General features: G+C 65.3%; 15 protein-coding genes. 8 read left to right on the forward strand and 7 right to left on the reverse strand.

From position 1 onward, the window contains the following. Positions 1–43: 43 nt before the first annotated feature. The 4 genes from ACOZ4N_RS08060 to ACOZ4N_RS08075 all read right to left on the reverse strand — a co-directional run bounded on the left by ACOZ4N_RS08060 (position 44) and on the right by ACOZ4N_RS08075 (position 3306). The gene (locus ACOZ4N_RS08060) at positions 44–637 is read right to left on the reverse strand and encodes a chemotaxis protein CheC (protein WP_424019944.1); all 594 of its coding nucleotides are present in this window, start codon (positions 635–637) and stop codon (positions 44–46) included. Positions 638–749: 112 nt separating this feature from the next. Then, complete coding sequence (locus ACOZ4N_RS08065) at positions 750–1418, reverse strand: O-methyltransferase (protein WP_424019413.1); 669 nt, start codon at positions 1416–1418, stop codon at positions 750–752. A gap of 59 nt (positions 1419–1477) precedes the next feature. After that, on the reverse strand, positions 1478–2428 hold the full coding sequence (locus ACOZ4N_RS08070) for a mechanosensitive ion channel family protein (protein WP_424019414.1): 951 nt from the start codon (positions 2426–2428) through the stop codon (positions 1478–1480). Between the two features lie 56 nt (positions 2429–2484). After that, entirely contained in the window at positions 2485–3306 is an 822-nt protein-coding gene (locus tag ACOZ4N_RS08075; protein ID WP_424019415.1) for a BtpA/SgcQ family protein, read from the reverse strand. Between the two features lie 199 nt (positions 3307–3505). On the opposite strand from ACOZ4N_RS08075, the gene ACOZ4N_RS08080 reads away from it, so the two are divergent. After that, the gene (locus ACOZ4N_RS08080; RefSeq protein ID WP_424019416.1) at positions 3506–4045 is read left to right on the forward strand and encodes a DoxX family membrane protein; all 540 of its coding nucleotides are present in this window, start codon (positions 3506–3508) and stop codon (positions 4043–4045) included. 14 nt (positions 4046–4059) lie between these two features. Beyond that, on the forward strand, positions 4060–4359 hold the full coding sequence (locus ACOZ4N_RS08085) for a hypothetical protein (RefSeq protein WP_424019417.1): 300 nt from the start codon (positions 4060–4062) through the stop codon (positions 4357–4359). Positions 4360–4464: 105 nt separating this feature from the next. Here the strand turns inward: ACOZ4N_RS08085 and ACOZ4N_RS08090 are convergent, their stop codons facing one another. Together ACOZ4N_RS08090 and ACOZ4N_RS08095 are read right to left on the reverse strand one after the other, a co-directional pair. Next, complete coding sequence (locus ACOZ4N_RS08090; protein WP_424019418.1) at positions 4465–5031, reverse strand: thioredoxin family protein; 567 nt, start codon at positions 5029–5031, stop codon at positions 4465–4467. Positions 5032–5072: 41 nt separating this feature from the next. Further along, on the reverse strand, positions 5073–5489 hold the full coding sequence (locus ACOZ4N_RS08095) for an EamA family transporter (protein ID WP_424019419.1): 417 nt from the start codon (positions 5487–5489) through the stop codon (positions 5073–5075). A gap of 85 nt (positions 5490–5574) precedes the next feature. Here ACOZ4N_RS08095 and ACOZ4N_RS08100 point away from each other — a divergent pair, with 85 nt between their 5' ends. Next, the gene (locus ACOZ4N_RS08100) at positions 5575–6288 is read left to right on the forward strand and encodes a YqjF family protein (protein WP_424019420.1); all 714 of its coding nucleotides are present in this window, start codon (positions 5575–5577) and stop codon (positions 6286–6288) included. 53 nt (positions 6289–6341) lie between these two features. After that, positions 6342–7994, forward strand: a complete 1653-nt coding sequence (locus ACOZ4N_RS08105) for an acyl-CoA synthetase (RefSeq protein WP_424019421.1) — start codon at positions 6342–6344, stop codon at positions 7992–7994. On the opposite strand, the gene ACOZ4N_RS08110 is transcribed toward ACOZ4N_RS08105, so the two are convergent. After that, on the reverse strand, positions 7991–8299 hold the full coding sequence (locus ACOZ4N_RS08110; protein WP_424019422.1) for a hypothetical protein: 309 nt from the start codon (positions 8297–8299) through the stop codon (positions 7991–7993). The two genes, ACOZ4N_RS08105 and ACOZ4N_RS08110, sit on opposite strands and share 4 nt — an antisense overlap. 142 nt (positions 8300–8441) lie before the next feature. Here ACOZ4N_RS08110 and ACOZ4N_RS08115 point away from each other — a divergent pair, with 142 nt between their 5' ends. The 4 genes from ACOZ4N_RS08115 to ACOZ4N_RS08130 all read left to right on the forward strand — a co-directional run bounded on the left by ACOZ4N_RS08115 (position 8442) and on the right by ACOZ4N_RS08130 (position 14836). Continuing rightward, complete coding sequence (locus ACOZ4N_RS08115; RefSeq protein ID WP_424019423.1) at positions 8442–8930, forward strand: Lrp/AsnC family transcriptional regulator; 489 nt, start codon at positions 8442–8444, stop codon at positions 8928–8930. 2 nt (positions 8931–8932) lie between these two features. After that, the gene (locus ACOZ4N_RS08120) at positions 8933–10072 is read left to right on the forward strand and encodes a pyridoxal phosphate-dependent aminotransferase (protein ID WP_424019424.1); all 1140 of its coding nucleotides are present in this window, start codon (positions 8933–8935) and stop codon (positions 10070–10072) included. A gap of 182 nt (positions 10073–10254) precedes the next feature. Next, complete coding sequence (locus tag ACOZ4N_RS08125; protein ID WP_424019425.1) at positions 10255–12798, forward strand: type II/IV secretion system ATPase subunit; 2544 nt, start codon at positions 10255–10257, stop codon at positions 12796–12798. A 1-nt stretch (position 12799) separates the two neighbouring features. Further along, the gene (locus ACOZ4N_RS08130; protein WP_424019426.1) at positions 12800–14836 is read left to right on the forward strand and encodes a type II secretion system F family protein; all 2037 of its coding nucleotides are present in this window, start codon (positions 12800–12802) and stop codon (positions 14834–14836) included. Positions 14837–14847 lie beyond the last annotated feature (11 nt).

The following is a 14847-nucleotide window of genomic DNA, read 5'->3' on the forward strand; positions in this document are numbered from 1 at the left end:
ATCATAGTTCCCCTCGGATGTGACGGAGGACCGTCAAGAACGGTCAGACTTCCAGACGCTGCATCAGGCCGACGAGTTCTTCGAGCTGTGGGAAGGTGTAGACCTTGACGTTGATGTCCGCGTCCTGGGCGTGGACGCGGGAGTCGAACATGAGGGCCATGTCGCTGTCGCGGTCGCCGATGATCTCGTCGACGGTGCCGCTCCCGGGCCCGAACGTGAAGTTCGGCGTCGACATGTCGATTGTCGTCTCCAGCACGTTGGCCCAGCCGTCGATGAACCCGCTGGTCATGATGTTGCCGATCTCCTGGATCGCGCTCTTTTCCATCTCGGTGAATCCCTCCGAATCCGGGTCGGTCCCGCCCATGTCACCGAGCATCCCGGCGGCCAGACGCTTGGCGCTGTCGGCGTTGAACAGAAAGAGGACGTGGCCGTGCGGTGGCTCCTGCATCTCGATGTAGATCCCGATCTGCTCGTCGTGGCCGACGTGTGTCTTGATGTCCGGGATGTCGATGAAGTTGATCTTCGTGATCTCCATCTCGGTGTTCATCCCGGTCATCTGGCTCATGTGGTTGGCGACCGTGTTCCCACCCTCCTTGGCCATCTTGTTGAAAATACTCAACTTCCGTATATCGATCATCAACTCGCTCATGTGAGACCCCGAGGTAGCGAATCCTTCCGGTCGGCCGTATATAACTGATACCCAGCGAATATCAAATGCTGTAACGTCTGCGCGGCGAAACCACGGCCCGTCAGTCAACCCGGAGACTCACGGCAATCCCCTCCCCGAGTGGAATCAGCGCCGTCTCGAAGGCCGGATCGTCGCCGACCGCACCGAGATAGTCCGCGACGCCCGCCGTGTGTTCGTCAACCTCGCCCGGATCGTCGCCCCGCACCAGCGCCGACAGCGCCTCGAAGTCGATGGGACTCGCAGTCACGGCGTTGTCCGCGATCACGACCCCACCCTCGGGAACCTTCGGACGGACAGCCTCGAAGGCCTCGCGGTAGCGGTGTTTCTCGTTGTCGATCAGCACGGCGTCGAACGGCCCGTCGTACACGTCGACCGTCTCGATGGCGTCGCCGAGTTCGTAGCTGGCCAGGTCGTCGAACCCACCGCGGCGCATGTACTCGCGGGCCTGGTCGAGTTCGTCCGCGTCGATCTCGGTGAGGACGATCTCGCCGTCGTCGGGGAGCGCGCGGGCGAACCAGTACGCCGAGTAGCCGAACCCGGAGCCGAACTCGAAGACCCGTCGGGCGTCGACCACGCGAGCCAGCAACTGGAGCCAGCCCCCGACTTCGGGGCCGACGGTCGGAAAGCCCTCGCTCTCGGCCTGCGCGTCCATTTCCTCGATTACGCCGTCGGGTTCGGGACCGATTTCGCGGGCGAACGCGGCGGTGGCGTCGGGCAGAATGTCGGCCATGCTCCGGGATTCGGCGGGCCCAGGCAAAAGAGCTGGTCCTCGGGTGCCAGCCGCGGCACCTATCGGTTGCGCCCGAGCGGGAAGTCCACCCGGTCGGGGTGTTCGTTGAACGCCGCCAGGACGCGTTCGTAGAGCTGGTTTCGCGTCCGCTGGCCGCGCTTCGGATCGACCAGATACCGGAGCCGAAGCTCCACCCACGACTCCTGCTGGACGACGTTGACCGACGGGCGGTCCTGGACCTCCAGTTCGACGGGCGTCTCGTCCAGTCGCTCCCGATACGTGGCGATGCGGTCGGCCATCTGGTCGCCCAGAAAGTCGTCGGCGACGCCGGCCATCGTCTCCCGGGCGAACGCCAGATCCGTCTCGTAGGCCACCTGTATCGTCAGCTCGTTCCAGACGTAGGGGAACTCCTCGCGCGTGTAGTTCTTGACGTGGCTGGAGAGGACGACGCTGTTTGGCAGGGTGATGATCCGGCCCGAGGGCTGGTTCGAGGAGACCAGTTCGCCGTCGATCTCCCACAGCGTCGTCACGAGAAAGGAGACTTCGACCACGTCGCCCTTCGAGTCCTCGATGGCGACCCGGTCCCCGACCTGGTAGGGCCGCTTGAGCATGATGTAGATCCAGCCCAAAAGCGAAAAGAGGGGTTGCTGGAGCGCGAACGTGACCGCGAACCCGACGACACCGAGCGAGAACAGCAGGCCGACCCACTGCTCGGTGAGGACGCCCAGCACCGCCACCAGCGTCCCGGCGCCGAAGGCCAGTCGCAGGACGCCGCGCACGTCGTGCTGGCGGCGTTTGCTCGCGCCGAACCGCGACATCGACCCCGCGACCAGCAGGTAGAAGCCGAATCCAGCGAGGACGACGGCCAGCACCGACAGCAGTTTCACTGCGACCGCGGCGAGTTCGAGTCCCGCGACCGTCCCGAGCGGCGACGTTCGACCGATCACGGCGGCCGCCACGCCACAGCCGACGGCGGCGAGCAACGAGAGGTACCCCAGCGGACGCTTCACCCCGACTTCTGCTCGTGGCGGCGACTAAACGCTTTGGTCGCCTACCGGATCGGGGGCTATCCCTCGTCCCGGGCGGCGACGAGCGCGGCTACCCGTTCGGGATCGACCGGATTCGTCGTCTCCCCGTCTTCTTTCAGGGCCGTCCCGACGATGGCACCGTCTGCGACCGACAGGAGCTCCGCCACCGAGTCGGCGGTGACCCCGCTCCCGACGAACACGGGCACGTCCGGGTCGGTGTCGTCGCGGGCGGCCGCGACGGTCCGCAAGTCGTCGGCGTCGGTCACCGACCCGGTCGCCGGACCGGAGACGACGAGTCCGTCCGCGCGGCCCCGACCTATCGCGTCGGCGACTGCCGCGCCGAGGTCCCGCTCACCGAGCGGTGCGGAGTGTTTGACCGCCACGTCCGCCAGCACGGCCACGTCGGCGTCGATGCGCTCGCGCAGGCGCATAGTCTCCGCGGCCCGGCCCTCGACGAGTCCCTGATCGGTGACGCGCGCGCCGGTGTGGACGTTCACGCGAACGAAGGCCGCGTCGACCGCCGCCGCGACCGATAGCGCCGCAGTCGCGTCGTTCCGGAGGACGTTGATCCCGACGGGGCAGTCGACGGTCTCCGTGACCGCCGTTGCCGCACGCGTCATCCCGGCGACGACGTGGTGGGGCACGTCCTCGGCGTGGAACGGCGCGTCACCGTAGTTCTCGACGATCAGGCCGTCGACGCCGCCGTCGGCGAGCGCGCGAGCATCGGTCCGGGCGCGTTCCAGCACGGCCTCGCGACCCCCGTCGGGGTCGTACTCCGGCGATCCGGGGAGCGGTGGGAGGTGGACCATGCCGACGACCGGACTGGTCGTCCCGAACGTCGCGTCGAGATCGAGTGACATATGTCACCGTTCAGTGACGATCCGTATAGTCGCTCCGGCGTCGCGGCCAGTGACGAGCAGCATCCGAACGTATTCGGGACGGAATTTACCGTATTCGTTCGATCTGGCCGGAACGTCGCGGGATTCCAACGTGCTGAAAATGCCATATTCGTTTGATATATACTGGCCGTGTAGGTTCACCTGTAGAGGTGCTACAACAATGGCAACGAACGTCGACACCCGGAACGTCCTCGGCGAGGGCGTCTCGCTGGAGCTGTCGGGGACCTGGGCCGGCTACTGGGTCGCCATGCTGCGACTCCTGACCGGCTGGTGGTTCTTCCACGCAGGGATCACCAAGTACGCGAACCTCTGGACGAGCGCCGAGCCGTTCACCGCGACCGGCTGGCTGACCGGCGCGACCCAGGGGACCGTCGTGGCCCCGATCACCGTCTGGTTCGGCAACAACGCCGCGTGGTTCGTGAACTTCATGATCCCGCTCGGCGAGACGCTGATCGGGCTGGCCCTGCTCCTCGGGGTTCTCGTCAGGTTCGCGGCCTTCTGGGGCGCGTTCCTGATGGCCTTTTTCTACCTCGGGAACGCCGGCTTCAGCCACGGGTTCGTCAACGGCGACCTGATGGGCCTGCTGCTGTTCGTGACGCTGATCGTCCTCGGCGCGGGCCGGATCATGGGCCTCGACCGGTACGTCGAGAACTGGGACCTGGTCCAGAACCACCCGCGCCTGAAGTACCTGCTCGGCTAACGAGGTGACAGGATATGACAGACACACCCACGATGTCCGCGGCTGACAGGGCGGCGATGCTCGTCGGTGGCTCGCTGATCGTCATCGGCACCGTCGTCCTCGGTCTGATCGAGACGTTCGTCGGGAACCCCAGTCCGGTTCCCGTGACCAACGAAGCCGGCGACGTGATCGCGGCCCCGACGATCCCGGTCGAGATCAGGGCGACGCTGATCGGCCTCGGCCTGCTGGTCTGGGGCTGCTACGGCGTCTACAAGCTCGCCGCCCCGACCGGCGGTGAGGGCGCTCCGACCGGCACCGCCGCGATGACCGAATGATCGGCGCACCGCTCCGGTGTGACCATCGCGTCACACCCGCGAACCGACGCTAGTTCGTCGCCGCTCAGGTCCGACCGATACCCGACAGCGGCGGCTCTGTGACGCTCACTCCTCGCTCCACTTGATCGAACAGCCCCGCGACGGTTTGAACTCGTCGTCGATCGTCTCGCCGGCCAGCAGTCGGTCAACGATATCGCGCATCTCCATCTCGGTCGGTTCGTCGTCGGGATTCAGCGCGTCGTCGATGCGGCCGTGATAGACCAGCTCGAAATCGTCTCCAGTACGTTCGAACAGGAACGGATCGGGCGTACAGACCGCGCCGTACTCGCGAGCGACGGCCTGGCTCTCGTCGCGGAGGTAGGCGTCGTACTGGATGGTGCCGTCGTCGACGAGGTCCTGCATCGCCTCGAAGGAGTCGTCGGGATACTCCTCGGCGTCGTTGGGGTTGATCCCGACGACGGCGAGGTCGTCGTAATGACTGGCGAGGTGGTTCAGCTCGTCGAACTTGGCCTGTGCGTACGGGCAGTGGTTGCAGGTGAACACCACCAGCAGGGCCTCGCGGTCGGCGAAGTCCGACAGCGAGTACGTCTCGCCGTCCGCGCCGGGCAACTCGAAGTCGGGTGCCGGTTCGCCCCGCTGGATGGCGTCGTCTTCGGAGTCGAGTGCGACCATGACGGGCGGTGGTACGGCCGTGCCGGACAAAAAGGGTCGAGTCACTCGACGGCGGTCAGGTACACCGCCGCGACCGCCAGCGCGATCCCCAGGACTTTCCTGGCGGTCAGGGACTCGTCGAGGAACGCGATCCCGAGGACGGAACTCGTGACGATGAACAGGCCGAAGATCGGGACGACGACGCTGACCGGGCCGGCCGCCAGCGCCCGGTAGTACGCGAGGATGCCGACCGCGAGCGCGAGCCCCGCGGCGTAGGCGTAGACCGCCCGGTCGTGAGAGAGGTACTGGAGGACGGGGGTGTCGGTGGCGACGACGACGCCCGTCGCGACCACCACGAGCATCCCGTTGGAGATCAGAAGCACCACCGTACTCGGAATCTCCGCCGTCGCGACCTTCGCCAGCGGTGCGACCAGACTGTACGCGAGCAACGCCAGGAGTGCCCAGAGGAGATAGCTCATCGTCGGAGAGGCAAAACCGAACGACAAATCCGTTCCGGTTCCCCCAGCCGACAGGTCGAAACGCGTCGAGACCCTACGCCCGGGCATGAACGCGCCGTCACTGCTGGCGATGCGCTGGGCGGACGTCCTCTTCGCACACTGGAGCGTCGACCCGGCGGTCGTCGACGCGAAGCTCCCCGACGGACTCTCGGCCGACACGTTCGACGGCGAGGCGTACCTCGGCGTGATCGGGTTCCAGATGGAGTCGATCCGGCCCCGCGGCGCGCCGGTCGGCCTCTCGTTCCCCGAGTTGAATCTCCGGACCTACGTCGACGGCCCGGACGGGCCGGGCATCTACTTCTTCAATCTCGACGCCGACGACTGGCTGGGCGTGACCGTCGCCCGCCAGTTCTTCGAACTGCCCTACTACCGGGCGGAGATGGACCTGGCCGAGTCGGCCGACGGGTTCCGACTCCGGAGCGGTCGGGTCCACCCCGGCGTCCCGATGGCCGGCTTCGACGCCACCTACCGGCCGACGGGCGACCCGTCCGAACCCGACCCGGGGTCGCTCGAACACTTCCTCACCGAGCGGTATCGCTTCTACGTGGCCGACGACGGCGGCCGGGTGTACGTCGGCCCGGTCGAGCATCCACCCTGGCCGCTCCAGGGCGCGGCGCTGGAAGTCCGCGAGAACGACCTGTTCGCCGCCAACGGGTTCGACGAACCGGCGGGAGAGCCGCTGGTCCACTACAGTTCCGGCGTGGACGTGGAAGCGAGCGCGCTCCGCCCCGTGGACGGGTCGAGTCTGCTCCCGCTGTGACTCGGTTCGTGGCAACCGAAAGGTGAAACGGGATGGACGGTGACGGTTCGAGCATGCCCTGGAGCGTCATGCCGGATTTCGAGTCCCGCGCGACCGCGCGCGAGGAGTTCGAGTGGGACTTACCCGACGAGTTCAACCCAGCAGTCGACTTTCTCCGCAAACACGACGACCCCGAGCGGACGGCGCTCGAGTACCTGACGCCCGATGGCGAGCGAGCCTCCTACACGTTCCGGGACCTGGACGAGCGATCCGACCGCCTCGCCGCGGGTCTCCGGGACCTGGGCGTCGGCCCCGGGGATCGGGTCGGCGTCATCGTGCCACAGAAGCCACAGAACCCGATCACGCACCTGGCCAACTGGAAGCTCGGTGCGCTGTCGGTGCCACTCTCCGTTCTCTACGGTCCCGACGCACTCCAGTACCGACTGGCCGACGCCGACGCGAAAGCCGTCGTCGTCGACCCGGCGGTCCGCGAGGAGATCGACGAGGCCCGCCGGGACTGCCCGGCCCTGGATCACGTGATCGAGATCGAGACGGAGACGGCGACAGGCGACGCCGTGGCCTTCGAGGACGTGCTGGCCGACTCCAGCGCGTCGGTCGACGCCTACGACGCGACGCCGGACACCGAGAGCGCCATCCTCTACACGAGCGGCTCGACGGGCCCGCCGAAGGGTGTCCTCCACTCCCACGCGCTCTGGCTCGGTCGGGCGGCGGCGTCGTACAACTACATGGATCGGGGCCTCGGTCCCGAGGCGACGGTCTGGACGCCCTCGGACTGGGCGTGGGGGTCGGCCTTGGGCGGGACGCTCTTTGCCACCTGGCACCACGGCGGGACGATGGTGGCGTACCCCTCGGAGAAGTTCGACCCGGCGGCGGCCTTCGAGTTGCTGGAGCAGTTCGACGTGACCCAGTCGTTCATGCCGCCGACGGCGTTGCGACTGCTGATGGACGTGGCGAATCCGACCGAACAGTACGACCTCTCGCTGGAGACCGTCGCCGCCGCGGGCGAACCGCTGACGCCCGAGATCCTCGACTGGGCCGACGAGGAACTCGACGGCGTGGCGGTCAACGAGTATTACGGTCAGACCGAACTCAACCTCGTGGTCGCCAACTCCACGGGCTGGTTCGAGACCAGACCGGGGAGCATGGGCAAGCCGCTCCCGGGCTACGACGTGGCGATCCTCGATCCCGAGGCCGCCGACGCGGGCGAGATCGAGCGCCTGCCGCGGGGCGAGACCGGCGAGATCGCCGTCCGCCCACACGACCGGTCGGTCTTCTTCGACGAGTATCTGGGCCTGCCCGAGAAGACGGCGGCCAAGCAGGTCGGCGAGTGGTTCCTGACCGGCGATCTGGCCGAGCGCGACGAGGAGGGGTACATCTGGTTCAAATCGCGCAAGGACGACGTGATCATCACCGCCGGGTACCGGGTCGGTCCGATGGAGGTCGAGGAGGCGATCCTCGAACACGACGACGTGGCACAGGTCGGCGTCGTCGGCGTTCCCGACGAGACCCGCGGGGAGATCATCAAGGCCTACGTCGAACCCGCGGCCGGCGTCGCGGGGTCGGACGCGCTCCGGGCCGAGATTCGCGAGTTAGTTCGGGATCGGCTGGCCGAGTACGAGTACCCCCGCGAGATCGAGTTCGTCGACGAACTGCCACAGACCACGACCGGCAAGATCCGCCGGACGGAGTTGCGCGGGCAGGACTAGCGGTTCGCCTCGACCGCGCGCTCGAACTCTCGGGCGGCTTCGAGAACCGGACTATCGGCGTTGACCGTGTAGTAGACTTCCTCGTCCTCGGGGTGGTGCTTGTCGAGCATCCCGAGGTCGACGACGCCGTCCACGTCGTCCATCAGGTGGAGGGTCTTCAGGGCGATGCCGGTCTCGTCGGCCAGTTCCGAGCGGGTGTAGGTCTCCTCGGGGTCGAGGTCGAGGAGCGTGTCGATGATCGTCGCCATGGAGTCGTGGTCCGCGACGAATCCCCAGCCGCTGTCGGCCCGTGTGTCGCTCTGCATGTAACTGAGACACCGCTACGGACGAGGGTGGCTTAAAGCTAGGAACGGTATTCGCTGTCGAGGTCCCGACGGAAGCGAGGACGGCGACCGGGTTCGACCGGTCGATAGCAAGTCTTTAGTCCGCGCTCTGGTGGGGTTAGGTATGAGCAGTCGCGCCGAGATACTGGCCTTGCTCCGGGAGAACGCGCGCTACTCCGCCGAGGACATGGCGCGCCAGACCGACCTCGACCCAGCCGACGTCGAGGACGTGATCGCAGAGTTAGAGGCCGACGGCGTCATCGCAGGTTACCAGGCGGTTCTCGACTACAGCAAACTGGAAGACGAGCGCGTGCGCGCGCTGGTGGAACTCAACGTCACGCTGGACCGCGAGACCAGCTACGCCGACATCGCCGAACGGCTGGCGAAGTTCCCCGAGGTCGAGGGCCTCCGGCTGGTGAGCGGCGACTACGACTTCGACATGGAGGTCGAGGGCGACTCCATGAGCGAGGTCTCGCGGTTCATCAGCGAGAAGGTCGCGCCCGTCCCCGAGATCACCCAGACGGTGACCCACTACGTCATGGAGTCCTACAAGGAGCGGGGCATCGTCTTCGGCGACGGCGACGACGACGACCGCCTCTCCGTGTCCCCGTAACCATGCAGGTGTCAGATCGCGTCGACGGCGTGCCGCCGTCGGGCATCCGGCGCTTTTTCGAACTCGCAGAGGAGATGGACGACCTCATCTCGCTGGGCGTGGGCGAACCGGACTTCTCGGCCCCCTGGAGCGCCCGCGACGCCGCCATCGCCTCGCTGGAACGGGGCGAAACCTCCTACACCGCCAACCGTGGGAAGCGGGAACTCCGCGAGGCCATCGCCGACCACCAGGCCGAGAACTACGGGCTGGAGTACGACCCGGACGACGAGGTCATCGTCACGACCGGGGCCAGCGAGGGGATCGACCTGGCCATGCGGGCGCTGGTCGACCCCGGCGACACCGTGGCGGTGGCCCAGCCGAGTTACATCTCCTACGTCCCCGGCGTCATCTTCTCCGGCGGAGAGCCACTGCCAGTGCCGACTCGGGCCGAAGACGAGTTCAAGCTGACCCGAGAGGTGCTGGAGGACGCGGGCGCACAGGAGGCCGACGCGCTGGTCTACTGTTACCCGAACAACCCGACCGGGGCGACGATGACCGGCGACGAACTCGAGGAAGTCGCCGCCTTCTGTCGCGAACACGACCTGATCGTGCTTGCCGACGAGATCTACGCGGCGCTGACCTACGAACACGACCACACGTCCATCGCGACGCTCCCGGGGATGCGCGAGCGGACCGTCGTGTTCAACGGGTTCTCGAAGGCCTACGCCATGACGGGGTTGCGGCTGGGCTACGCGATGGGGCCACCCGAGGCCATCGGGGCGATGAACCGCGTCCACCAGTACACGATGCTGTCGGCGCCGACGACCGCCCAGCACGCGGCACTGGACGCGCTGGAGAACTGCGACGACGACGTGGCCGACATGCGCGAGCAGTACGACCGCCGCCGGAACTTCGTCCTCTCGCGCTTCGCGGAGATGGGTATCGACTGCTTCGAGGCCTCCGGGGCCTTCTACGCGTTCCCCGAGTGCCCGACCGACGACAGCGAGGCCTTCGCCGAGGAGTTGATCCAGGAGAAGAAAGTCGCCGTCGTCCCCGGCGACGTGTTCGGCGCGGGCGGGTCCGGCCACCTGCGCGTGTCGTACGCGACGGGACTGGACGACCTCAAAACGGCACTGAACCGCATCGAATCGTTCATAGACTGACACGTATCGGGCACAGTACGCCGTCTGCCGGGGGATCGGGAATCCCCTGTTAGAAATCCGGAATAAAGCCACAGATCGGTCGAGCGGTCGGTTAGTTGCCATCTCCGCCGGTCGTAACGTCGGCTTACGGCTGGTAATGTGGACATAAACTTTTTTCCCTCGTAACAGCAGAGTGATGAGCAATGGCAACCGATGACAAAGAGGGGGGCGATGCCGATCCCGTCGACGCCGAGGAATCCAGCGCCGACGCGGAGGAGGTACTCGCTCGGGTCGAACGTGCCACAGTCGGAGAGTATACCTGGGAGGACTTCCGACGCGAGTTTCACACTGGTGGTCCGTTCGACCGCACGGAGTTTCTCGGGTTCGATCCCCGGAAAACGGAGGACAAACTGATCCAGGGTGCGAGCGCCGCGAAGGGGCTACACGAGCCCTTCGAGCAGTTTCTCGATCCGACGAAGGCACCCGTCGTCAAGGACACCTACAAGTGGGAACATTACAAGCAGGAGTACTACTACACCGACGGGACGCCGCCGACGACGAGCGACGGGGAGAAAAAGGAGTTCGACCCGGCCGACGCCCTGGGGTTCGACCCCGAGAAGACCGAGGGCGTCCTGAGTTTCGGCGAGGGGCTGGCCTCCGAACTCGACGAGATGGTCGAGGAGCGGACCGTCAACGTCAACGAGGATCTCGACGAGGACATGTTCTTCTCGACCGTCGACGGCAAGACGACGGTCGTCAACCGCTACGACGTGGAGAAGGCCGTCCCGATATCGAAGAAATCCCACTTCGAGGAGATCGAACGCTACTGGGTGAACAAGCCCTACGCCTGCGTCATCATCTTCCACTCCAAGAAGGAAAACGAGAAGAAGTACTACGTCATCGAGCCACACCTCAATCCGATAGAAGAGGAGCTACAGGACTTCCTCGCCGGCAAGCTCCGGACGGCGATCAAGTACTCCGAAGACGACGTGGTCGTGGAGGGGAGCGAGGAGGACCGCGCCGAGGTCATCCAGCGGGAGGCCCAGCGGTTGCTCGACCGGTACGACCTGTTGCGCGAGGACGGCGCGGTCGAGCCGGACCTGGGAACCATGGGCAAGTTCAAGCAGATGATGGGGATGGAGGTCGATTTGCCCACCACGCCGTCGGGTGACCTCTCTGGCATCAAGGCCCGGCCCGAGCCCGCCATCCTCGACGAGGACCCCGACACGCTCAGCGAGTACCAGGTCGAGAAGATGCTGTACGTCCTCAAACGTAACTTCATCGGGTTCGCGAAGATCGACCCGGTCAAACACGACATCAACGTGGAGGACGTGTCCTGTGACGGGTACAACAGTCGGGTGTTCGTCTACCACACCGACTACGAGCAGATCATCTCCAACGTCGAACACGGCGAGGAGGAACTCGACGACTTCGTCGTCAAACTCGCCCAGCGCTCGGGCAAAGGTATCTCCAAGCGTCAGCCACAGGTCGACGCCACCCTCCCGGACGGATCGCGTGCCCAGCTAACCCTGGGTCGGGAGGTGTCCGACCACGGGACCAACTACACCATCCGTCAGTTCAAGGACGTGCCGTTCACGCCCATCGACCTGATCAACTGGAACACCTTCAGCCTCGACGAGATGGCCTTCCTGTGGCTCTGTATCGAGAACAACAAGAGCCTCATCTTCGCGGGCGGTACGGCGTCGGGGAAGACGACCAGCCTGAACGCGGTGTCGCTCTTTATCCCCTCCAGCGCCAAGATCGTCTCCATCGAGGACACCCGGGAGGTCGAACTGCCCCAGCGAAACTGGGTCGCCAGCGTCACCCGGCCCTCGTTCGGTGAGGACGACACGGGCGACGTGGACGAGTTCGACCTGCTGGAGGCCGCACTGCGTCAGCGTCCCGACTACATCGTCATGGGTGAGATCCGTGGTGAGGAAGGTCGGACCCTCTTTCAGGTCATGTCGACCGGGCACACCACCTACACCACGTTCCACGCCGACTCGGTGGGCGAGGTCATCAAGCGCTTTACGACCGAGCCGATCAACGTCTCGAAGACGCTGTTTACCGCGCTCGATCTGGTCAGTATCCAGACCCAGACCCGGACGGGCGGCCGGAAGGTCCGTCGGAACAAGACCCTGACCGAGATCAACGAGTACTCCGCGGAGAACGACGAAATCAACGTCAGGGACGTCTACCAGTGGCAGGCCGAGACGGACACGTTCATCCAGATGGGCCAGTCCAACACGCTGGAGGAGATCAAGTTCGACCGCGGGTGGGACCAGGAGAAACTCGACGAGGAACTGTTCAAGCGGAAGGTCGTCCTGGCTTACCTCATCAACAACGGGATCAACACCTACCAGCAGGTGGCGGCGACGATCCAGGCGTTCATCAACGACCCCGACACGATCCTGACGCTGATCGCCCACGATCAACTCGAGAACAGTCTCGAAGACCTCCGGGAGATGGAGTCGGTCAAGATCAACATCGACCCCAAGAAAGAGGAGATGGTCCCCCGGCCGGACGCCGGCGAGGAGATCAGCGAGGAGACGAGCAACATCCTCGACAACGCCACGCCGCTGTTCGACCGGTACAAGAGCATGGACACCCCGGAGATCGTGAAGGCGCTGTCGGGCATCGAGACCGATGAGGACGTGCCCGCCACCGAGGAGGAGGAAGACGACACCGAGATCGACTTCGGACAGTTCGTGACCAAAGCCGGCGCGGAAGCAGAGGAAGGGGACTAACATGAGCCTCGACACGCGAAGCGGGCAGACAGTCGGTAGCACCAGCACGCTGGGGGACACGTTCTATCCCCTCTACGAGTCGCTGTTCGACAGCGAGGGCGACTTCGTCAGCGGCGTCGAGAACAAACTCGCCCAGGCCCGGATGCCACAGAACGTCGAGCTGTTCCTCTCGCGAGCCCTCGGCGTCGGCGCGCTGGCCGGCGTGACGCTGTGGATCGTCGGCTCACTGCTCGGCTACCTCATCTTCGCCCTGTTCCTGCCGGACGCGCCGGTGTTGCTCGGCCTCGCCGAGAGCCAGATCCCGCCGATCCTGTTGCAGTTGAAGATCCCGTTCCTGGTGTTCGTCACCGGCATCGTGTTCGGGCTGATCGGCTTCGGCATCGGCTTCGGCTCGATGGTCTCGATCCCGTACTTCCGTGCGGGGGCGCGCAAACGCGAGATCAACGTCTTGCTGTCCGATTCGATCTCGTTCATGTACGCGCTGTCGGTCGGGGGGCTCAACCAGCTGGAGATCCTGCAGGCGATGGCCCGCGCCGACGACACCTACGGCGAGGTGTCCAAGGAGTTCCAGTCCATCGTGCTGGAGACGGAGTACTTCGACACGGACTACCGGACGGCGATCCGGAACCAGGCGCTCCAGACGCCCAGCGACGAGCTGGCGCAGTTCCTGACGGACATGCTCTCCATCGTCGACTCGGGGGGTGACATGACCGGCTTCCTCGAGGACCAGAAGGAGAAGCACATGCGGACGGCAAAGCAGGAACAGGAGATGGTGCTGGAGACGATGGAACTGTTCGGCGAGATGTACATGACCCTCTCGCTGTTCCCCCTCCTGCTCATCATCATCCTCGTCATCATGTCGATGATGGGCAACTCCCAGCAGTTCCTGCTTCTCGGTACGGTCTACGGCCTGATCCCGCTGACCGGGGTCGGGTTCCTGGTGCTCGTGTCGACGGTCACGCAAGACGAGATCGGTGACGGGTACCTCCGGCCCGAGGGTGGCCGCGACGACGTGGTCGTCCGCGAAGGGCTGGATGTGCTGAACCTCGGCCTCGTCGAGAAATACACCGGCGACCACGGGGTCTTCGAGAAGATCAAGAGCCGCGAGCGATCCTACGAACTGAGTTCGATCCTCCGGCGGCCACACATCTTCTTCCGGGACAACCCGACGGTCGTCCTCGGACTGACGATTCCCATCTCCCTCGTGGCGGTCGTGCTGGCCGTGCTGTACGGGTTCGCGCCGCTGTCCCCGGAAGGGTTCGTCGAGAATCCGGTCGGCTCGACGTTCTTCTGGTTCTACGTCCCGCTGTACGTCAACTTCGTCCCGCTGATGATCTTCTACGAGTGGAACGTTCGCTCGCGGCGGGGCGTCGTCAGCCAGCTCTCGGAGAACCTCCGGAAACTCTCCAGTGCGAACGACACCGGGATGACGCTCTTGGAGTCGCTGAACGTCGTTTCCGAGACCTCCTCGGGCAAACTGTCCGACGAGTTCGAGACGATGTACGCGAAGGTCAACTACGGGACGAACCTGAAAGACGCGCTGCGGGAGTTCAACAACAAGTATCACATCCCGCGGCTCGCGCGGACCGTCAAACTCATCAGCAAGGCTCAGGAAGCGTCGAGTCAGATCGAGGACGTGCTGACGACGGCGGCACAGGCCTCGGAGAATCAGGACGACATCGACCGCGACCGGAAGTCCCGGACGCGGATGCAGGTGGTCATCATCATCATGACCTACCTGACCCTGCTGGGCGTGATGGCACTGCTGAAGACGCAGTTCCTCGACGTCATGTCCGGCCTGGCCAATCAGGTCGGCGGGAGTGGGGGCAGCAGTTCCGCGGCGGCTGGTGGCGGCCAGTTCGGCTCGAACGTCGACACCGGCCTGCTGTCGGTGTTGTTCTTCCACGCGGTGACGCTGCAGGCGGTCCTGTCGTCGTTCATCGCGGGATACATCCGCGAGGTCGACCTGATCTCGGGGGTCAAATTCGCCGTCATCCTGCCGACGATCGCGCTCATCACGTGGATGGCGGTGGGGTAACGGAGTGTCGA

The organism is Halorientalis pallida, assembly GCF_049605515.1.
In the GTDB taxonomy this organism is placed as follows: domain Archaea; phylum Halobacteriota; class Halobacteria; order Halobacteriales; family Haloarculaceae; genus Halorientalis; species Halorientalis pallida_A.